This is a genomic window from Actinomyces oricola (assembly GCF_004104015.1).
GTDB lineage: Bacteria > Actinomycetota > Actinomycetes > Actinomycetales > Actinomycetaceae > Actinomyces > Actinomyces oricola.
This window is the reverse complement of sequence record NZ_RYFV01000014.1, coordinates 58,710-78,683: the sequence shown is the minus strand read 5'-3', so window position 1 is coordinate 78,683 and position 19,974 is coordinate 58,710. Positions and strand designations below refer to the sequence as shown.

Genomic DNA, 19,974 nt, shown 5'->3' with positions numbered 1-19,974 from the left:
AGTTCGCCTCGCGACGGCTGGTGACAACACCCCCCGGATCATTCGATAGACAGGGGCAAGACATCATGCCAACCGCCGCTGGCCCAGCCGCAAGGCTCCTCCCTGCGACCACCACCAAGGTAACGGGTGTTTGACATAGTGCGTCCTGACGTCGTTGCCAGTCCCGTGGAGCGGCCCTGCGCTCCGCGTGCTTCTGAAAGCAGAAGACCTCCTCACCCTACGGGAGACGGGGGTGGCGCACAGGGAGTTTCGGTGAGCCGTGGCGCGATGCAGTGGGCGGGGTCGGGTGACGGGGCCGCCCGGGGCGGCCCCGGGTCCCTGGGTCCCTGGGTCCTGGCTACCCGGCCCTGCCGTGCGCCGGCCGCGTTCCCAGTGCCCTGGCGTCACCCCGGCTCGTGAGGCTCACTACCCAGCGCGTGGGACCACAGGGTGGAGATGGGCAGGCCCCACAGTCGCTCGGCGTACTGGTAGCCCTCGCCCGCTGTTCCCAGGACGATGCCGGCCACGAACCGCTCCCCCAGCACATCCCTGAGGTAGCGCAGCCCGCGGAACTGCTCGGCGCGGTAGCTGGAGGACGCCTTGACCTCCAGGGCGATGACGCGGCCATCAGCCAGCTCGGCCACCAGGTCCACCTCGCGCCCCGAGCGGTCCCGGTAGTGGAAGAGCCGGAACCGCTGCTCGCTCCAGCCCTGCTGGGCCAGGAGCTGACCGGCGACCATGCCTTCCAGAAGCGGCCCGATCGCATCCTCCCTCGGGTCACGCAGGCTGCGCGCGCTCTGGCCGTTGAGATGCATCGTCAGGGCGCTGTCCCCCAGGACCACCTTCTGACGCCCGGTCTCCCGCCGCGACAGGTTCGGTGTCCACGGCGGAATGCGGTCGATGAGGTAGACGGAGGCGAGAGCGTCGAGATACGTGGCGACCATGGCCTCCGAGACGCCGGCCGCCTGGGCCAGGCGCGCCTTGACGAGCTCACCCGACTGGTTGGCAGCGAGCAGGCGCAGGAGGGCGCCCAGCCGCCCCGGGTTGGAGCCTCCCGGCACGGAGGCTGCGTCCCGACTGAGCAGGCGCCCCAGGTAGGCCTCGATCCACAGCTCGCGCATACGTTCAGGCATGTCCTGCAGCTCGGGGTAGCCGCCACGCTCCAGGGCCGTCAGGTAGTCGACACGGCTCCACTCAGACCGGACGGACACAGGGTCGATGTGCCTGCTCACGAGAGCGTTGATGAGGTCATCGTCCAGACTCAGTCTCTCGCCCTGGGAGAAGGGGCGCAGGCGCAGGTCGACGGCGCGCCCGGCCAGGGAGTCGCCGACTCCGCGCACACGCAGCAGGTCCGCGGAGCCAGTAAGGATGAAGCGCCCCGGACGCCGGTCACGGTCGATGCTGGCCTTGGTGGCGAGCAGGATATTCGGCGCCCGCTGTGCCTCGTCGAGCACGAGGGTTCCGGTGTGCCGGTCGAGGAAGGAGCGGGGGTCGGCCTCGAGAGCGGCGCGGGTGGCCTCGTCGTCCAGGGACAGAACGGTTGCGTCGCGCCCTGCGAGCACGGTGGAGATAGTGCTCTTGCCCACCTGACGCGCCCCCTGGACGACGACGCACGGGAAGGTCGTGAGCATCTGAGCCCCCAGCGGGGCCAGGTGGCGCGGAACAAGGTCAGTCATGACACGAGCGTAGATCACACCTTGACAAATCCTCGGTAGATCGAAGATTTGCCTGCGATGGATCGAAGGTTTGTCATGGTGCTCTCGGGCTGCTCGTCGCTGCGCTCCGGGCGAGCGGCTACCTGGCACTGCTGGACCGGGTGCGCACGGGCCAGGGCGTGTGGGCCCCGGTGTACCGGCGCGACCTGCACGAGCCGGTGGTGGCCAGGGACGTGCATCGCCGGGGGCGGCGTGTGCGGGTTTCGGTGAGCCGTGGCGCGGTGCAGCGGGCGGGGCCGGGTGACGGGGCCGCCCATGACGGCACTGGGCCCCGGGGTCCTGACCGGGTCTTAGCCGAGTCCGGGCCGCCCGGCCCCCTGCGCGGCCCGGGCCGCGGCCGCCTCAGTCAGAAGTCCCAGTCCTCGTCCTGGGTGGCCTCGGCGGTGCCCATGACGTAGGAGGAGCCCGAGCCGGAGAAGAAATCGTGGTTCTCGTCGGCGCTGGGGGACAGGGAGGCCAGGATCGCGGGGTTAACGTCCACGGCGTCGGCGGGGAAAAGCGCCTCATAACCCAGGTTCATGAGGGCCTTATTGGCGTTGTAGCGCAGGAACTTCTTAACGTCCTCGGTCAGGCCCAGCTCATCATAGAGGTCCTCGGTGTACTGCTCCTCATTGTCATAGAGCTCCATGAGCAGCTCGAAAGTGTAGTCCTTGAGCTCATCCTGGCGCCGCGGAGAGGATTCGCGCACCGCCAGCTGATACTTGTAGCCGATGTAGTAGCCGTGGACGGCCTCGTCACGGATAATGAGCCGGATCAGGTCGGCGGTGTTGGTGAGCTTGGCGCGGCTGGACCAGTACATGGGGGCGTAGAAGCCGGAGTAGAACAGGAAGGACTCCAGCATGGTGGAGGCCACCTTGCGCTTCTCAGCGTCATCCCCCCGGTAGTAATCCAGGATAATGCGGGCCTTGCGCTGAAGGTTCTCGTTCTCCTCACTCCAACGGAAGGCCTCATCGATCTCGGCCGTCGAAATGAGGGTGGAGAAGATCGAGGAGTAGGAGCGGGCGTGCACCGACTCCATGAAGGCGATGTTGGTGTACACGGCCTCCTCGTGGGGGGTGCGCGCATCGGGAATAAGGGAGACCGCCCCCACCGTGCCCTGGATAGTGTCCAGGAGGGTCAGACCGGTGAACACACGGGTGGTCATGTTCTTCTCGGCCTCGTTCAAGGTGGCCCACGATTGGACGTCGTTGGACAGCGGCACCTTCTCAGGCAGCCAGAAATTACCAGTGAGACGATCCCAGACCTCCAGGTCCTTGTCGTCAATGAGCCGGTTCCAGTTAATGGCCTGGACGCGGTCGATGAGCTTGATCGGCTCGGGCATGGGGTTCCTCCCTGGGGCGCTGGCAATGCGCTCATGCTACGAGATGCTCATGTTCGTCAGACCGCCCTGGGCCGCCCGAGCGAGGGCCGCGCCCTATCTGCGAAGGCCCCGGCCGTAGCCTCGCCCCCGGCCGTGACCTCAACCCCGGGCGGGATCTCACCCACGGCTGCGTCCTTCTGCGAAGGGCCCGGCCGCTGGTGCCGCCCGCAGCCGGTCGACACCAGCCCGGTCGACACCAGCCCGGTCGGCACCGGCGCTGCGGCCATGAGCAGCACAGGGGGCATAAGGAGCATCCGACCCCGAACCGGCCCATGCGCGCACATGGGCCAACTGCAGGGGCGCCACCATCGTGGCATGAGTTGCAGATCACGGCGACAGTCTCTCGTCCAACCACCCAAAAGGTGTGATCTTTTGGCATTATAGATGCCATGGTCACCGTCGACCCCGCACCTCAGTACCGTATCGATCATACCATTCCTCCGGTTGAGCGAGTAAAAAAGACTCCGCTCCACGCGACCGTCGCCAGTGTTAGCGAGCGCATCCGCCAACGCTCGCGGCCAGGGCGCCAGGCCTACCTGGCGCGCATTGAGGCGGCCGCCTCCGTCAGTCGTCCGCATCGCACCGACCTGGCCTGCTCCAACCTCGCCCACTCCATGGCCGCCTGCTCCCCGGCCCACAAGCGCCTCATGTCAGGGTCCACTGGCGTTGACATCGCCATTGTCACCTCCTACAACGACGTCCTGTCCGCCCATCAGCCCTTCGAGACCTACCCGGCCCGCATTCGCGGGGTGGTCGCGCAGGCCGGCGGGATCGCCCAGGTCGCCGGGGGCGTACCCGCCATGTGCGACGGAGTCACCCAAGGGCGCCCGGGCATGGAGCTGTCACTGCTCTCACGCGACGTTATTGCCATGTCCACCGCTATCGCCCTGTCCCACGACGTCTTCGACGGCGTGCTGCTCCTGGGGATCTGCGACAAGATCGCGCCCGGCATGCTCGCCGGCGCGCTGAGCTTCGGTCAATTGCCCACCATGTTCGTCCCCTCGGGGCCCATGACCAGTGGGATAGGCAATGAGGAGAAGTCCCACATCCGCGAGCGCTTCGCCGCCGGCCAGATCGGCCGCGCCGAGCTGCTTGAGGCGGAGTCGCGCGCCTACCACGCCCCGGGCACCTGCACCTTCTACGGCACCGCCAACTCCAATCAGATGGTGCTGGAGATCATGGGCCTGCACCTGCCCGGCTCCACCTTCATCAACCCCGACACGCCCCTGCGCGACGCCCTCACCGAGGCGGCCGCCCGCCGAATCGTGGAGATCTCCGCCGCCGGGTCGCAGGTGCCACTGGGGCGGCTGGTCGACGAGCGCGCCATTGTCAACGGGCTGGTGGGCCTGCTGGCCACCGGAGGCTCCACCAACCTCACCATGCACCTGGTGCTGGTGGCCGCCGCCGCCGGCATCACCATCACCTGGGACGACTTCGCCGAACTGTCCGCAGTCGTGCCGCTCCTGGCCCGCGTCTATCCCAACGGTCCAGCCGACATTAACCGCTTCCAGGCCGCCGGCGGCCTGGGCTTCGTGGTGGGCCAGCTGCTCGATGCGGGCCTGCTCCACAACGACGTCCTGACCGTGGCCGGCACGGGCCTGGACGCCTACCGCTTCGAGCCGGGGCTCGACGACGACGCCCTGGTCTGGCGCCCGGCCCCCACCCAGTCGCTGGACGAGGACGTGCTGCGCCCGGTGGCGCGCCCCTTCACCCCCGAGGGGGGCCTGAAGATCCTCGACGGGAACCTGGGGCGGGCCGTGATGAAGGTGTCCTCGGTGTCCGACGAGCACCGTGTGGTCCAGGCCCCGGCTCGGGTATTCAGCGACCAAGCACAGGTCCAGGAGGCCTTCAGCGCCGGCGAGCTCGACCACGACGTCGTGGTGGTGTGCCGCTTCCAGGGGCCTCACGCCGTCGGCATGCCCGAGCTGCACAAGCTCACTCCCCTACTGGGCATTCTTCAGGGTCGCGGCCATCGTGTCGCGCTGGTGACCGACGGGCGCATGTCGGGAGCCTCCGGGCGCATCCCCATCGCCATGCACGTGTGCCCTGAAGCGGCCCGCGACGGCGCCATCGCCACGGTCCGCGACGGCGACGTCATCCGGGTCGACTCCATCGCCGGCACCCTCGACGTGGTCTCCGACCCCGCGTTCGACCGGCGCCCGGCCGTCCAGGCTCCAGCCGACCTGGCCGGGGTCACCGGCACGGGCCGCGAACTCTTCGCGGCATTGCGCCGGGCGGTGGGCAGTGCCGAGGCGGGGGCCTCGATCTTCCCGGCGCCCGCCGTCGCCGACTAAGCGACTGCCATGGCCGCGCGCACCGGGCGCCCCACCCCCGGCCTCCGGGGCGCCGGGGCACCACGGCGCCATTGACGGCCAGGTGATCACTGGCGCCTTCCGCCCCCGGCCTCCGGGGCGCCGCACCGCCGGCGGGCGCCCCGGCGACCCACCGCCCCTGCCGTCACACACAAAAGACCTGCTGTCACGCCTAAGAGAAAGGACTGCCATGAACGTTGACGCCGTTATGAGCGCCGCACCTGTTATCCCCGTCATTGTTGTCAAGGAGGTCGCCCAGGCGGTGCCGCTGGCCCGTGCGCTCGTTGCGGGGGGTATTACCTCCCTGGAGGTCACCCTGCGCACCCCCGCCGGCCTTGATGCCATCCGTGCCATTGCCGCGGAGGTCGAGGGCGCCACGGTGGGCGCCGGTACCGTGACGACCGAGCAGGAGGTGCGGGCCTGCGCCGAGGCCGGAGCCACCTTCCTGGTCTCTCCGGGCACCACCCCCCGGCTGCTCGACGCCATGATGGACTCCGGGCTCGACGCGCTGCCGGGGGTGGCCACCCCTAGTGAGCTCATGGGCCTGCTGGAGCGCGGCCTGGAGCACGCCAAGCTGTTTCCCGCTTCGGTGGTGGGGGGCGTCGCAATGCTCCACGCCCTGGCCGGGCCCTTCCCGGGCGTGCGCTTCTGCCCCACTGGCGGGGTGAATGCCGCCAATGCCCGCGAGTTCCTCGCCCTGCCCAATGTGGCCTGCGTGGGCGGATCCTGGCTAACCCCCGCCGACGCCGTCGCCCGCGGTGACTGGGGGCGCATTGAGACCCTGGCCCGCCAGGCCGCCGCCCTGGGGTCGTGAGCGCAAGGGCGGATCGGGGGCCAGACCCGGGCCCCGGCACCTGTGAGCAGTAGTTGGGGGGCGTGCATGCACGCCCCCCAACTCTGCGCGCCAACGGGCCTGAGCCCGGCCGCCGGCCGGCAATAGCGGTGGGACCGCCGTGAGTGCAGACCGGGCGGAACCCGGGCCGGCATCGCCAGTGGCAATAGCGGTGGGGGCCCGCAGCACCAGGCTCCGGGCCCTCACCTGAGATCGGCGACGAGGCGGTGTTAGACCACGCTAGACCACCAGGCTCACCAGCATGATCGAGGCCAGACCGACCACGGAGACCAGGCACTCCATGAGGGACCAGGTCTTGAAGGTCTGCCCCACCGTCATGCCGAAGTACTCCTTGACCATCCAGAAACCGGCGTCGTTGACGTGGGAGAGGAACACTGAGCCGGCACCGATGGACAGCACCAGCAGGGCCGTTGTGGGGGCGTCCAGGCCGGAGGCAATGGGGGCCATAATGCCCGCCGCGGTAATGGTGGCCACCGTCGCCGAACCAGTGGCCAGACGCACGGCCACGGCCACGAGCCACCCGGCCAGGAGCGGGGAAAGCCCTGCGCCCTGGATGGCATTGGCCATGACGTCGGCGACACCGGAGTCCACGAGGGTCTGCTTAAAGCCGCCGCCGGCGCCCACAATGAGGAGGATGCCCGCAATCGGGCCCAGGGACCTGCCCACCCGGTCGCTGATCTCTTGGGCGGAGTCGCCGCAGCCGAACCCGAAAACGAACATGGCCAGCAACGTGGTGACCAGCAGCGCCACAATCGGGGTACCCAAGAAGGTGGCGACCTTGACGACCGCCAGGTTGGACGCATTGGGCACGACGGTCTCGACCAGGGTGCGCAGGAGCATGAGGACCACGGGCAGGAGCACAATCGACAGGGAGACCTCGAAGCTGGGGCGCCGGTCGCGCTTGTGGGTGTCCTTAACTCCACCCAGAACCTCGCCGGCCTCAATGGGAACCCACTTGGCCATCACCTTGGCCGCCAGCGGGCCGGAGACAATGACGGTGGGGAGGGCCACCAGCAGCCCCAGGCCCAGGGTCAGGCCGAGGTTGGCGCCAACGGCGTCAATGGCGATGAGCGGACCGGGGTGCGGGGGCACCAGGCCGTGCAGAGCGGACAGGCCGGCCAGTGCCGGAATGCCTACGAGGACAACCGGTAGGTGGGAGCGGCGCGCCACGAGCATGACAATGGGAATGAGGAGGACGACGCCGACCTCGAAGAACAGCGGAATCCCAACAGTGAAGGCGATGAGCGCCATGGCCCAGGGCAGGAGCGAGACGCGGGTGCCGCTCAAGACGGTGTCAACGATCTGGTCGGCGCCGCCGGACTCAATGAGGAAGGTGCCAATGATCGCGCCCAGCGCAATGAGAACGCCCACGCCGCCGACCGTTGAACCCAAGCCGGTGGTGAAGGAGGTGAAGGAGTCGGCCAGGGGGATCCCGGCGATCACCGCCATGACGAAAGAGCCCAGGGTCAGGGACAGGAAGGGGTGGAGCTTGCCCCACACAATGAGGGCGACGATCACCGCAATGCCGGCCAGGGCGGCGATCACGAGCTGAAGAGAACTGGAGGAGTGGACTACCGGATCGGCGTCGGCGCGCGCCAGGACTGGCGCCACGGCCGGTAATGCTAAGAACATCATTGTCTTGTTTCCTAAGCGGGCTCAGTGGCTCTGAGGGGAGCCGGGGGCGGCGGGCAGATCGAGGGCCTCGACAATGGCCGCCAGCGTGAGTTCGGGCGTGGGGCGGGAGTCGACGACGACGCCGTCCTCATCGGCGTCCAGCGGTTCCAGGGTGGCCAATTGAGAGGGCAGAAGACTGGGGGGCATGAAGTGGCCCTCACGGTGCTCCATTCGCTCCTTCAGCTCAGAAGGTGGAACCTGGAGGTGGACGAAGCGGACCCGACCCTCGGCCCCGGCCAGAAGGTCGCGGTAGCTGCGCTTGAGGGCCGAGCAGGTAACGATCGTGGAGCGGCCCTCCCGGGCGCGGCTGGTCATCCAGTCGCGCAGGCTGCTCAGCCAGGGCCAGCGGTCCTCATCGGTCAGAGGGACGCCGGAGGCCATCTTGGTGACATTGGACTGAGGGTGGAAGTCGTCGGCCTCGGCGACGGGCCATCCCAGGAGGGCGGAGAGCTGTTGGGCGGACGTGGTCTTACCGCAGCCGGCGACTCCCATAATGATGAGGTGGGTGACGGGTTCTGACATGACTCTTCCTTGAGTAGCGGTGATGTCGTCCTGAACGACAATTAAGATAATACCTTTTCGGTATTGCTGGTCATACCTTTAGGATGTGTTTGTGGTTGGGATCACCCCGCCGCACCCTGCGACCGCAGGGCCGCCATCCACCTTGACCACTTCCCCCGAGAGGAGCCCCTGGTGCCGGCAACAACGCTTCACACCACCGTTCTTGACGACTTGGGCACTCGGATCACGGCGGGCGAGATCCGCCCCGGCGACGTCATCCGGCTCGACGAGGTCCAGGAGCGCTACAACGTCTCCCGTACCGTCGCGCGAGAAGCCATGCGAATGCTCGAATCATATGATCTAGCGGTGTCGAGGCGGCGCGTCGGGATTGTGGTTCTCCCCCCGCGGGAGTGGGCGGTGCTGGCCCCGACGGTGATCCGGTGGCGTCTGCGCGGCCCCCAGCGCGTCCAGGTGCTCGGTGAGCTCACTGAGCTGCGCTCGGCCATTGAGCCCACTGCGGCGGCCGCGGCGTCGCGGCGCGCCCAGCCGGAGCAGGCCGGCAGACTCGTCGAGCTCGCCGCCACATTGCGCTCGGAGGCCTCCAACGGCAATAGCGACACCTTCCTGCAAGCCGACATCGAATTCCACACCCTCATCCTGGCGGCCTCGGGCAACGCCGCCCTGCGGGCACTGACCATTCCGGTGCAGGAGGTCCTCATGGGGCGCACCCGCCTGGGGCTCATGCCCCGCCACCCCAAGCCGCGCGCCCTGGCCGGGCACGAGGGTGTGGCCCGGGCCATTGCCGCAGGCGACCCGATCAGCGCGCGAGCACACATGGACGACCTCGTCAATGAGGTCCGCGAAGCCCTCCTGGAGGACGGCCTGGATCAGGCCCACCTGCCCTAAGGACCCCTGAGGACTAAGGACCGGGGCGAAGGGCCCAGGACGATCTGCCGGGTTCTGCCCGGTTCTGCCCGGTTCTGCCCGTCCCGGCCGCCGCGCCGGCCACGCCGCCGCGCAGGGCGCAGGTCCCCGACACCCCGGGCGGGCCCCGCGTTCGCGCCCGGGTGGGCCCCGAGTCTGAAAAGACTCTCATGATTGCTTCACGGGCATTTGACCCTCCGTTGTCACGCTCGAGGCAGGACCGAAGGACGGTTCCTGGAACGGGGGTGCAAGGCCTATGGAGGCTCAACCGCATCGGGTTCTGCTCTACAGCCACGACTCTGTGGGACTGGGGCACCTACGACGTAATCTCGCCATCGCGCACCACCTGTCGGCGGCGCTCCCACAAGCCACCGGGCGCCACGCCACGGGGCTGCTGGTGACCGGGCTCGCCCCGATCCCCCCATACCCCCTGCCCGAAGGGTTCGACTGGCTGACCCTGCCGGGGGTCACCAAGGCCGGGGCCCACTACCGCCCCCGGCGGCTCTTGACCGGACTCGGCCCATTGATCGCGCTGCGTTCGGCAATCCTCCATTCCGCCTTGGTCGGGCTCGCCCCGGGACTGGTCATTGTGGACCGGCACCTGCACGGGGTGGGCGGGGAACTCCACGCCCCCCTGCGGCGGCTCAAGGAGGAGTACCCCGACACCCGGATAGTGCTGGGCCTGCGCGACGTCCTCGACGCTCCCGAGGCGGCCGCCGCGGAGTGGCGGGCCCTGGGGCACCCGCGCTTCCTGCGCCGGCTCATTGACGAGATCTGGGTCTACGGCGACCCGACTGTCCACGACCCCTTCGCGTCCGGGGAGGTTCCCAGTGCCCTGCGGGACCTGGCCCACTTCACCGGTTACCTCTCCTTGGGCCGGTCCTCCTGCGACCGCGGCGCCGCGCCGCCGGAGTCCCCCTTCATTTTGACCACGGTCGGCGGCGGGGCCGACGGGGAGCCCCTACTGCGCGCGGCGGCCCGGATGACGCCGCCCGCCGGCCACGACCACCTCCTGGTCGCCGGCCCCCAACTCAGTGAGGGCGCTTTCCGGGCCGTCCAGGCGCTGGCCGGGCCCCGCACGCGCGTCCACCGCTGCCTGCCGGGCCTGGGCGGGCACCTGCACGCGGCCAGCGCCGTCATCACCATGGGCGGCTACAACACCATTGTCGAGGTGCTGGCCACCTCCACCCCCGCCCTCGTGGCGCCCCGGGAGGAGCCCCGACGCGAACAGCTCATCCGAGCCCGCTCCCTGGAGCGCGCCGGCGCCGTCGACGTCATCAGGCAGCAGGACCTGAGCCCCCGAGCGCTCGGCCAGTGGGCCCGCACCGCAGTGCACCACAGCGTGGACCGCTCCGGTCTGGCCCGCGACGGGCTGGACATTGCGGGCCGTCGGGCGACCATCGTGCTGGGGGGCCATTGCGCCCTGGCCCTGGCAGGGGGTGCGCAATGACTCGCATCGGCTACGTCCTCAAGGTCTACCCCCGCTTCTCCGAGACCTTCGTGGTCACCGAGATCCTGGCGCGGGAGGCCCAGGGGGAGACGCTGAACATCTACGCCCTGCGCCCGACCACCGACTCCCGCTTCCACCCTGAGATCGCCCGCGTGTCCGCGCCGGTGAGGTGGCTGCCCCGCCCCCTGAAGGGCTGCGACCTATGGCGCCAACTGTGCGCCGGTTTGAAGGACCCGGTGCTCCGCGAGCGCTTCGCCGCCCTCATGCCCGCCCTGGCCACCCTGCCCGGCGACGAGGTCGCCCAGGGGGTGGCGCTGGCCCAGGCGGTGCTGGCCGACGGCATTACCCACATTCACGCCCACTTCGCCTCCTTGGCGGGCCGGGTGGCCTGGATCGCTTCGCGCCTGAGCGGCGTGCCCTTCACGGTGACCACCCACGCCAAGGACATCTTTCACGAGTCGGTGAATATGGACTGGCTGCGGCGCCTGGGCGCCGACGCCCACCGGGTTATCGCCATTAGCCGCTTCAACGAGGCCTACCTGGGGCGGGTCCTGGCCGGAACCGGGGCCCGGGTGAGCCTGCGCTACAACGCCCTGGAACTGGACCGTTTCCCCTTCCGCTCCCCCCTGGAGGTCAGCACCCCGCTGCGCGTGCTGGCCGTGGGCCGGCTGGTGGAGAAGAAGGGCTTCGAGGTGCTGCTTGAGGCGGTCGGCGACCTGGTGGGGCGCGGGTACCGGCTGGAGGTGGACATTGCCGGGGAGGGGGAGCTGGCCGACCGCCTGGCCCGCCGCGTGGTCGAGCTCGAACTCACCGGGGTGGTGCGGCTTCTGGGGGCCCGCACCCAGGCCGAGGTCCGCTCCCTGCTGGGGCGGGCGCACCTCTTCGCCGCCCCCTGCCTGGAGGGCGGGGACGGCAATATTGACGGCCTGCCCACGGTGGTGCTGGAGGCCATGGCCTGCGGCACGCCCGTGGTGGCGACCAGTGTGACCGGCCTGCCCGAGGTCGTCGAAGACGGCCGCACCGGCATCCTCCTACCGCCGGGCGACGCCGTCGCCCTGGCCGGGGCCATTGCCCGGGTCGCCGGGGGCCAGGTGGACCTGGCCGGGCTGGCGCGGGCCGCCCGCGCCCTCATTGAGGAGCGCTTCGACTCCCGTCAGCAGGCCGCGGTGCTGGCCGCCTGGGAGAGCCCGCAGGCGGGTGAGCGGTAAATGCGCGTCGCCTACGTGTGCATTGACCCCGGCGTCCCCGTCTTCGGGACCAAGGGCGCCAGCGTCCACATTCAGGAGGTGGTGCGCGAGCTGCGCGCCCGCGGCCATGAGGTGGTGGTTTATGCGACCCGCCGGGGCAGTCAGGTCCCCGCCGACCTGGCCGACCTGGAGGTGGTCGGTGAGCCGGTGGCGGCCCACGACCCCGCCACGCGAGAGCGGGCCCAGGCCCGGGCCTCCCGGCGCATCGCCGCACGGATTCTCGACCGCGGCGCCGACCTGGTCCTGGAGCGCTACTCCCTGTTCTCCACCGCCCTGGCCGCCGTCACCGGCGCCTCGAGCGCAGTGGGCGTCCTAGAGGTCAACGCCCCCCTGATTGACGAGCAGCGCGCTCACCGGACCCTGGTCGACCACAACGCCGCCTGGCGTGCCCTGGCGGCCCAGGCCCGGGCCGCCGCGGCCACCATCTGCGTCTCAGAGCCCGTGCGCCAGTGGGTGAACGAGCACGTCCCCGAGGCGCGCGCCCACACGGTGCCCAACGGCGTGTCCACCACCCGCATTACCCCCGCCCCGGAGGAACCCGGGTCGGTGGTGGTGGTCTTCGTGGGCACCCTCAAACCGTGGCACGGCGTGGCCGACCTGCTCCGGGCGGCCGCAGTCGCCCGGGCCCCATGGGAGCTGCGAATCCTCGGGGACGGCCCCGAGCGGGCCCGGCTCCAGGACCTGGCCCACCGCCTTGATCTGAACGTCGACTTCCGCGGCGCCATCCCCCCGGCGGACATGCCCGCTCACCTGGCGGGCTGTGCCATCGGCGTCGCCCCCTACCCGCGGGATGCGCAGGGGGGCGAGCAGTACTTCTCCCCCCTCAAGGTCTACGAGTACCTCGCCGCCGGGCTGCCGGTGGTGGCCTCGGCGGTGGGCCAGATCCCCCACATCCTCCAGGGCCTGGGGACCCTGGTGCCGCCCTCCTCACCGCAGGCCCTGGCCCGGGCGATAGACGCCCTGGCCCTGGACCCCGCCCGCCGCGCCGAACTGGGGCGGCGGGGCCGGAGGCGGGCCGAGGAGCGGCACTCCTGGGCCGGCGTCGTCGACGCCATCATGGATTACGCGGGGGTGGGTCATGGCTGAGTCCTACTCCCTGAACTCGCTGCGCCGCAGCCTGCACCTGGTGGGACCCGACCTGCGCCCCCACCTGGGCCTGGTCGCGGCCGGCACCGTCGCCCTCCTCCTGGAGGTCGCCTTCCGGGCAATGGAGCCCTGGCCCATGAAGATCGTCATCGACTCGATCCTGGAGCGCATGATCCGGGCCCATGGGCCCTCACTGAACGCCGTGCTGCTGCTAGTGGGCTGCGGGGCGGCCCTCATCGCCGTCGTGGGCCTGCGGGCGGCCTGCAACTACTTGGCCACCGTGTGCTTCGCCCTCGTGGGGTCGCGCACCGCGGCCGGACTGCGGGCGCGCGTCTTCCGCCACGTGCAGGGGCTGTCCCAGCAGTTCCACGCCCGCAACCGCAGTGCCGACACCGTTCAGCGCATTGTCTCCGACGTGGCCCGCATGCAGGAGGTCGCCGTCACCGCCGGCCTGCCGCTGGTGGCCAATGTGGCGACCCTACTGGTCATGCTCGTGGTGATGGTGGTGCTCGACCCACTGCTCGCCTCGGTGGTTGTCATCGCCGTCGTCGCCTTCACGCTCTCCTCCCGGGGCACCTCCCAGCGGATTACCGCCGCCTCGCGCCGCACCCGCCGCGGTGAGGGGGACCTGGCCAATACGGCGCAGGAGTCCCTGGCCTCCATCAAGGTGGTGCAGGCCTACGGCCTGGAATCCCTGGTGGAGCGCCGCTTCACCGGCGCCAACCGCAAGTCCCTGACCGAGGGGGTGCGCTCCCTGCGCCTGGCTGCGCGCCTGGAGCGCGGCACGGACGTCATTGTCGGCCTGGCCACGGCCACCGTCATGGTCGGCGGCGGGCTGCGAGTGCTCCAGGGCGCCATGACCGTAGGGGACCTGGTCCTATTCACCTCCTACCTGCGCACCACCATGAAGCCCCTGCGCGACATGGCCAAGTACACCGGGCGCATTTCCCGAGCCGCGGCCTCCGGGGAGCGGGTGGCCGACCTACTGGCCGTACCCAAGGACATTGTCTCCCCCGCCGAGCCCCTGCGCCTGGGGGCGGTGCGCGGGCAGATCCGCTGGTCGGCGGTGAGTACCCGCTACGACGACGTCGAAGTGCTCCACGGCGTCGACCTGGTCGTCGAGCCCGGGGAGCACCTGGCGCTGGTGGGGCCCTCCGGGTCGGGCAAGTCCACCCTGGTGTCCCTGGTGGTGCGCGCCCTGGACCCGGTGGCCGGGGTGGTGACCCTCGACGGGATGCCACTGCCCGCCCTGGACCTGGCCGAGTTGCGCTCGCAGGTCACGGTGCTGCACCAGGACGCGGTCCTGCTGACCGGCACCATCCGGGACAATATTCTTCTGGGCCGCCAGGACGCCACTGACGCCGAGATCGTGGCCGCCGCCCGGGCCGCCCACGCCCACGACTTCATAACCGCCTTGCCCCAGGGATACCAGACCCCCGTGGGCGAGCGGGGCGGGACCCTCTCGGGGGGGCAGCGCCAACGGATAGCCATCGCCCGGGCCCTGCTGCGCAATACCCCGGTGGTGATCCTCGACGAGGCCACCACCGGCCTGGACCCCGAGTCCTCCGCCCTGGTCCTGGACGCCATCGACACCCTGGTGCGGGGGCGCACCACGCTCATGGTCACCCACCACGCCGAGGTCGCCATGCGGGCCGGCCGCGTGGTGTGGGTCGAGGACGGGCGGATCGTCCTGGACGGCCCCCCTGACCGGCTCCTGGCCACCTCTGAGGTGTTCCGCCAATGGGCCCGCACCGACGGCGCCGCATCCCTGCAGGGGCGGCCATGACCGGGCGGACAACCATGAGCACGGCAGAGGTGGTCGACAGGGTCCTGGACGAGGACTGGCTGAGCGGCCTCCTGGGGCGGGCGGTGCGCGCCACCCGTTTGCGGGTCAAGCCGGACGTGGCGGTCATCATCGCCCTTGCGGACACGGACAGCGGCCTGCCGGCCGGCTGGGGCCGCTTCCTGTGGCCGGTCAGCCGCTCCAAGGCGGCCACCGCCCGGCGCCGCGCCGAGCTCGCCGGCACCTGGACCCGCGAGCAGGAGCTGGGCGGGGGGCTGGTGGTCGATAGCGGCCCCCTGGCGGCCGACCCGGCACTGGTGGCCCACCTGCACCGCGCCCAGAGCCTGAGACTGCTCTCCGCCCTGGATCCGGGGCGGGTGCTGCGGTACAACCCCCTGCGCCGCCTCGTGGTGGCCGAATCGCATTCGGTGGTGCGCGTGAGCTCCGCCTCCCAGGCGCTCGCACGCGAGCTGGGGCGCTGCCTTCGGGGCCTCATCCCCCTGCCGGAGGAGACCGGGGTCTCCGCCTGGTACGCCGATGCGCACATAAGCGCCGGGCGCCGGGTGGGGGACATGGATCTGGCGGGGGCGTCCGGGGTCGGGCCGCGCGCCCGGGCGGCGGCGCACATGGGCGCCGGCGAGCTCTTGGCGGCCCTGCACGCCTCTACCGGGGGGCTGTCCCCGGGGCTGCGGGACCGCCTGGCCACTGGCCGCAGTGACCTGCACGCCCAGGTGAGCGCCCATGTGGGCCTACTGGACCTGCTCGCCCCCGACCTCGCCGCCCGCCTGCGGCGCCTGCTGGAACGGCTCGCCGGCGGGGCGGAGGGGGCCGTCGTCGGCAATGGCCCCGGCGGCCCGACCGGGGCCGACCAGGCCGTCTTGACGCACGGGGACGCCTCACCGGACCAGGTGCTCATGGACTCCGCCTCCGGGCGCCTGTGGTTGACCGACTTCGAGCGGGCCTGCCTGGGCCCGGCCGCCGACGACCTGGGCTCCTACCTGGCCGAGTGCGCGCTACCGGCCGGCAACCTCATGCTGGCCGGCTACGAGCGGGCCGGAGGGGCCCTGCCCCGGGGCGGGGAGTTGGGCCGCGCCGTCACCCGCTCCCGCCTGCTGCGCCTGGTCGATCCGCTGCGCCGCGCCGACCCGCTCTGGCGCGAGGCCATTGGCGCCTCCTTGAGCCGCCTGGAGAGGGGGGAACCATGAGCACCGCCACCATATTGATGGGCATCGCCGGGCTGCACCGGGCTTGGCCGCACCGCGGCGGGGGGCTGAGCGTCGAGCTGCGCGACCGGGCCGGGCGCCTGCGGGCCGCACGGGTGACGCCCACCGGGAGCCTGCACCCCTCCCCCTTCGCCACAGACCCTCGCCTGCCCGCCCTGCACCCCGGGCTCGGGGGGACGCTGGTGGTCCACCGGCTCCACCGCCGGGCCGTCGTCCTCACCGGTGAGCGGGCCATCAAGCTCCTGCGCCCCGGGCGCGCCCAGGAGGCGCTGGGCGCGCACCGGGCGCTGGAGCCGCTGATCCGGGCCGTCGGACTGGGTGCGGCCCGCATCCTGGACTCCCAGCCGGCCAGGATCGACACGGCGCTGCTGCCCGGCAGCAGCCTCTACTCGCTCGGTGAGGCCGGCCGGGCCGGTTGGGAGGCACTGGCCGCGGCCTGGCCCGGACTGGTGGCCGGCCCCGCGGGCGCTGAGGGCCTGGCGGCGCACCGGGGCGGGCAGGAGGCCGCCGTCTTGTGGCAGTGGTTCACCACCGCCTCCCGCCACGGCCTCCTGCCCGCCCCCGAGGCCCTGGGGCGGCAGGTCACGGCCGTCTGCCGGGCCCTGGAGGAGGGTGGCGGGACGCTCGTGCCCGCCCACCGGGACCTCCACGACGCCCAACTCCTGTGGGACGGCAGCGCGCTGTCCCTCCTCGACCTGGACACCGCCTGCCGGGCCGAGGCGGCCCTGGATCTGGGGAACCTGCTGGCGCACGTGGAGCTCGCCGGCCTTCAGGGGCGGCTGGGGGCGGCGGGGCTCAACCGTGTCCTGGGGCTCCTGGAGGCCATGGGCCGGGCGCTGCCCACCAGCCCGGAGCGGGTCTCCGTCTACCGCCAGGGCGCGCGACTGCGCCTGGCCTGCGTCCACGCCTACCGGCCCAGCGCCTGGCCCTGGCTGGCGGACTGGGTGGACCACTGCCTGAGCGCCCCCATTGAACCGACCACCACCATGATGAAGGAGTCAGCGACATGAAGATCTCCGTGATCGGATGCGGCTACCTGGGGGCGGTGCACGCCGCCTGCATGACCCACCTGGGCCACGAGGTGCTGGGGGTGGATGTCGACGCGTCCAAGGTGGCGCGCCTGAACCAGGGGCTCAGCCCCTTCCACGAGCCCGGTTTCGACACCATGCTCACCGCGGGCCTGAACAGTGGCCGCCTGCGCTTCACCACCAGCCCTTCGCCGGCGGACCTGGCCGGCGTCGAGGTCCACTTCCTGGCCGTGGGCACACCGCAGACACCGGGGCGCAAGGCGGCCGACCTCAGTCACCTGTGGCGGGCCGTGGGCATGCTGTGCCGGACGCTGCCCCGCGATGGCGCCACCGTGGTGGCCGGTAAGTCCACGGTCCCGGTGGGGACGGCCGCGGCCGTGGAGAAGCGGCTCGCCCCACTGGGGGCGGCCCTGGTGTGGAACCCCGAGTTCCTGCGGGAGGGGTTCGCGGTGGCCGACACGCTCAACCCGGACCGGATCGTCTACGGCCTGTCCGCCGACCCGGACCGCGCCGATCGTGGGCAAGCGGCGCTGGACGCCGTGTACTCCCAGATGCTCGCCGCCTCGGTGCCCCGCATCCTCACCGATTTCGCCACCGCTGAACTGACCAAGACGGCGGCCAACTCCTTCCTGGCCACCAAGATCAGCTTCATTAACGCCATGGCGGAGATCTGTGAGAAAACCGGCGGTGACGTTGTCACCCTGGCCGAGGCCATTGGTCACGACCCGCGCATTGGGCGACGCTTCCTGCGGGCCGGGGTGGGTTTCGGCGGCGGCTGCCTGCCCAAGGACATCCGCGCCTTCACGGCGCGGGCCCAGGAGATCGGTGCCGGGGAGAGCGTTCGCTTCCTGGCGGAGGTTGACGCCATTAACCTGCGGCGGCGCCGCCGCGTCACCGAACTGGCGGCCTCCAAGCTGGGCCGGGACGTGGCCGGGGCCCGTGTCACCGTCCTCGGGGCCGCCTTCAAACCCAACAGCGACGACATTCGCGACTCCCCCGCGCTCGACGTCGCCGAGCGGCTGGCGCAGATGGGGGCGCGGGTGACCGTGTGCGACCCCAGGGCCCTTGAGGCGGTAGGCCGCCACTACCCGCATCTGCGCACCGAGCCCGATCCGGTACGCGCACTTCAGGGCGCCGACCTGGTCCTGCTCCTGACCGAGTGGAGCGACTTCGTGGACCTTGACCCCTTCGCCGCCGCCCAGCACGTGGCCCGCCCCGCCATTATTGACGGCCGCAACGCCCTGGACCCGACCAGGTGGCGCAATGCGGGCTGGTCCTACACCGGACTGGGCCGTCCATGACCGCCCCGGGCCCGGGCGGGGCCCGGGGCGCCAGAACCCGCCGTGCCGGTCCTGGTCGCCCGGGGGAGGCCCTCGGCACAATAGAGCAATGAGGGTGAGGCTGCCGACGTCGTGGACGACTATCCGCACCCGGATCCTGCTCACCATGGCCCTGGTGGCGGGGGTGGCCCTGGTGACCTCGGGGACCATTGTGGGCGTCCTGCAGGGCCGCCACCTGAACGCCTCCACCACCGCCCAGCTGCAGCGGCAGGCCGAGGGGTTGCGGATCCTGGCCGTGGAGGGCACCGACCCCCGCACCCGCGAGCCCTTCACCGACGCCTCAGCGGTCCTGCGCACCTACCTGGAGCGCAGCGTCGTCGCCCCCGGGGAGGGCGAGATGGCCTTCGTGGAGTCCAAGCCGCGATGGCTGGCGCCCACGGAGGTGGCCCTGCGCCCGGAGGATGACGCCGAGCTCATGAGCGCCGTCGCCCCCTGGGTCAGTGGCTCCCAGACGGTCATTGAAACGGTGACCACCTCCCGGTGCACCTACCGGGTGCTGGTGGTGCCAGTTATCTTCGACACCGGGCAGGGGGCGCTGGTGCGGGTGGTCGACATGGACGCCACCGCCGCCGAACTGCGCCGGACCATGATCCTGTACGCGTTGGCCGGCCTGGTGTGCGTGGTGGTCGTCATCGCCATGGCCCGTTTCCTCGTGGTTCGCCTCCTGCGGCCCGTAGCCGACCTCAAGCGCGCTACACAGGCCATTGACGAATCCGACCTGACCAGCCGGGTGCCGGTCAGCGGTCGCGACGAGCTCAGCTCCTTGGCCATCGGCTTCAACCGCATGCTGGACCGGGTTGAGCACGCCGTCCTGGCCCAGCGCAACCTGCTCGACGACGTCGGCCACGAGTTGCGCACCCCCCTGACCGTGGTGCGCGGCCACCTTGAGCTCATTGACCCGACCTCCCCCCAGGATGTGCGGCTCACCCGGGACCTGGCCCTCGACGAGCTCGACCGCATGGGGGTGCTCGTCAATGACATCCTCACCCTGGCCAAGGCCGATCAGGCCGACTTCATTCGCCTTGAGCTCTGCCAAGTGGCGACACTGACCGACCAGGTCTTCGACAAGGCGCGCGCCCTGGGTGAACGCCAGTGGGTGCTGGCGGGCCTGACCGCTGTCAACGCCCTCCTCGACCCGGCCCGCATTACCCAGGCGTGGCTCCAGTTGGCCGCTAACGCCGTGAAGTACTCCGAGACCGGCTCCCGGATTGCGCTGGGCTCCGGCGTTGAGGACCATGAGATACTGCTGTGGGTCACAGACGAGGGCATTGGGATCCCCGCCGAGGAGATGGCACTGGTGCGGGAGCGCTTCGGGCGGGGGCGTGAAGCCTCCCAGCGGGCCCCCGGATCGGGCCTGGGCCTGGCTATTGTGGAGTCCATAGCGACCGCCCACGGTGGCAGCCTCGACATTGCCTCGACTGTGGGTGAAGGCTCCACTGTCACCCTGCGCCTGCCCCTGCTCAGTGAGCCGGGACCGGAGATTGAGGAGAATTGAGGAG

The 19,974-nt window shown here is 70.8% G+C and carries 15 protein-coding genes and 1 pseudogene; 12 read left to right on the top strand and 4 right to left on the bottom strand.

Translation table 11 applies throughout. From position 1 onward, the window contains the following. Positions 1–383: 383 nt before the first annotated feature. A complete protein-coding gene (locus EUC46_RS07235; protein WP_128773506.1) occupies positions 384–1,655 on the bottom strand; it encodes an ATP-binding protein in 1,272 nt (423 codons plus the stop codon). 116 nt (positions 1,656–1,771) lie between these two features. Here EUC46_RS07235 and EUC46_RS13030 point away from each other — a divergent pair. Continuing rightward, positions 1,772–1,861, top strand: a pseudogene (locus EUC46_RS13030) (phosphoribulokinase); the annotation flags it as partial. Between the two features lie 179 nt (positions 1,862–2,040). On the opposite strand, the gene nrdF reads toward EUC46_RS13030, so the two are convergent. After that, the gene (nrdF, locus tag EUC46_RS07225) at positions 2,041–3,015 is read right to left on the bottom strand and encodes a class 1b ribonucleoside-diphosphate reductase subunit beta (protein WP_128773505.1); all 975 of its coding nucleotides are present in this window, start codon (positions 3,013–3,015) and stop codon (positions 2,041–2,043) included. A 428-nt stretch (positions 3,016–3,443) separates the two neighbouring features. Here nrdF and edd point away from each other — a divergent pair, with 428 nt between their 5' ends. Together edd and EUC46_RS07215 are read left to right on the top strand one after the other, a co-directional pair. After that, on the top strand, positions 3,444–5,348 hold the full coding sequence (edd, locus tag EUC46_RS07220) for a phosphogluconate dehydratase (protein ID WP_128773504.1): 1,905 nt from the start codon (positions 3,444–3,446) through the stop codon (positions 5,346–5,348). A gap of 208 nt (positions 5,349–5,556) precedes the next feature. Beyond that, on the top strand, positions 5,557–6,180 hold the full coding sequence (locus EUC46_RS07215; RefSeq protein WP_128773503.1) for a bifunctional 4-hydroxy-2-oxoglutarate aldolase/2-dehydro-3-deoxy-phosphogluconate aldolase: 624 nt from the start codon (positions 5,557–5,559) through the stop codon (positions 6,178–6,180). A 258-nt stretch (positions 6,181–6,438) separates the two neighbouring features. Here the strand turns inward: EUC46_RS07215 and EUC46_RS07210 are convergent, their stop codons facing one another. Continuing rightward, positions 6,439–7,851 carry a GntP family permease gene (locus EUC46_RS07210; protein ID WP_128773512.1) on the bottom strand — a complete coding sequence of 471 codons (1,413 nt, stop codon included), beginning with the start codon at positions 7,849–7,851 and terminating at the stop codon, positions 6,439–6,441. A gap of 24 nt (positions 7,852–7,875) precedes the next feature. Continuing rightward, entirely contained in the window at positions 7,876–8,415 is a 540-nt protein-coding gene (locus tag EUC46_RS07205; protein ID WP_128773502.1) for a gluconokinase, read from the bottom strand. A 171-nt stretch (positions 8,416–8,586) separates the two neighbouring features. Here EUC46_RS07205 and EUC46_RS07200 point away from each other — a divergent pair, with 171 nt between their 5' ends. The 9 genes from EUC46_RS07200 (at position 8,587) to EUC46_RS07160 (ending at position 19,970) form a co-directional block, all read left to right on the top strand. Further along, complete coding sequence (locus tag EUC46_RS07200) at positions 8,587–9,300, top strand: FadR/GntR family transcriptional regulator (RefSeq protein ID WP_128773501.1); 714 nt, start codon at positions 8,587–8,589, stop codon at positions 9,298–9,300. A 274-nt stretch (positions 9,301–9,574) separates the two neighbouring features. Next, a complete protein-coding gene (locus tag EUC46_RS07195; RefSeq protein ID WP_128773500.1) occupies positions 9,575–10,768 on the top strand; it encodes a glycosyltransferase family protein in 1,194 nt (397 codons plus the stop codon). Then, complete coding sequence (locus tag EUC46_RS07190; protein WP_128773499.1) at positions 10,765–11,976, top strand: glycosyltransferase; 1,212 nt, start codon at positions 10,765–10,767, stop codon at positions 11,974–11,976. Before EUC46_RS07195 ends, EUC46_RS07190 begins: the two co-directional genes overlap by 4 nt. Further along, the gene (locus EUC46_RS07185; RefSeq protein WP_128773498.1) at positions 11,977–13,101 is read left to right on the top strand and encodes a glycosyltransferase family 4 protein; all 1,125 of its coding nucleotides are present in this window, start codon (positions 11,977–11,979) and stop codon (positions 13,099–13,101) included. It begins immediately after the preceding gene. Beyond that, positions 13,094–14,887, top strand: a complete 1,794-nt coding sequence (locus EUC46_RS07180) for an ABC transporter ATP-binding protein (protein WP_128773497.1) — start codon at positions 13,094–13,096, stop codon at positions 14,885–14,887. The genes EUC46_RS07185 and EUC46_RS07180 overlap by 8 nt, the downstream gene beginning before the upstream one ends. Further along, positions 14,884–16,089, top strand: coding sequence for a phosphotransferase family protein (locus EUC46_RS07175; RefSeq protein WP_164918772.1), 1,206 nt, complete (start codon positions 14,884–14,886; stop codon positions 16,087–16,089). Before EUC46_RS07180 ends, EUC46_RS07175 begins: the two co-directional genes overlap by 4 nt. Beyond that, positions 16,086–17,117 carry a serine kinase gene (locus tag EUC46_RS07170; protein ID WP_128773495.1) on the top strand — a complete coding sequence of 344 codons (1,032 nt, stop codon included), beginning with the start codon at positions 16,086–16,088 and terminating at the stop codon, positions 17,115–17,117. The genes EUC46_RS07175 and EUC46_RS07170 overlap by 4 nt, the downstream gene beginning before the upstream one ends. Next, a complete protein-coding gene (locus tag EUC46_RS07165) occupies positions 17,114–18,436 on the top strand; it encodes a UDP-glucose dehydrogenase family protein (protein WP_128773494.1) in 1,323 nt (440 codons plus the stop codon). Before EUC46_RS07170 ends, EUC46_RS07165 begins: the two co-directional genes overlap by 4 nt. Before the next feature lie 88 nt (positions 18,437–18,524). Next, a complete protein-coding gene (locus tag EUC46_RS07160) occupies positions 18,525–19,970 on the top strand; it encodes a sensor histidine kinase (RefSeq protein ID WP_128773493.1) in 1,446 nt (481 codons plus the stop codon). Positions 19,971–19,974: the final 4 nt, after the last annotated feature.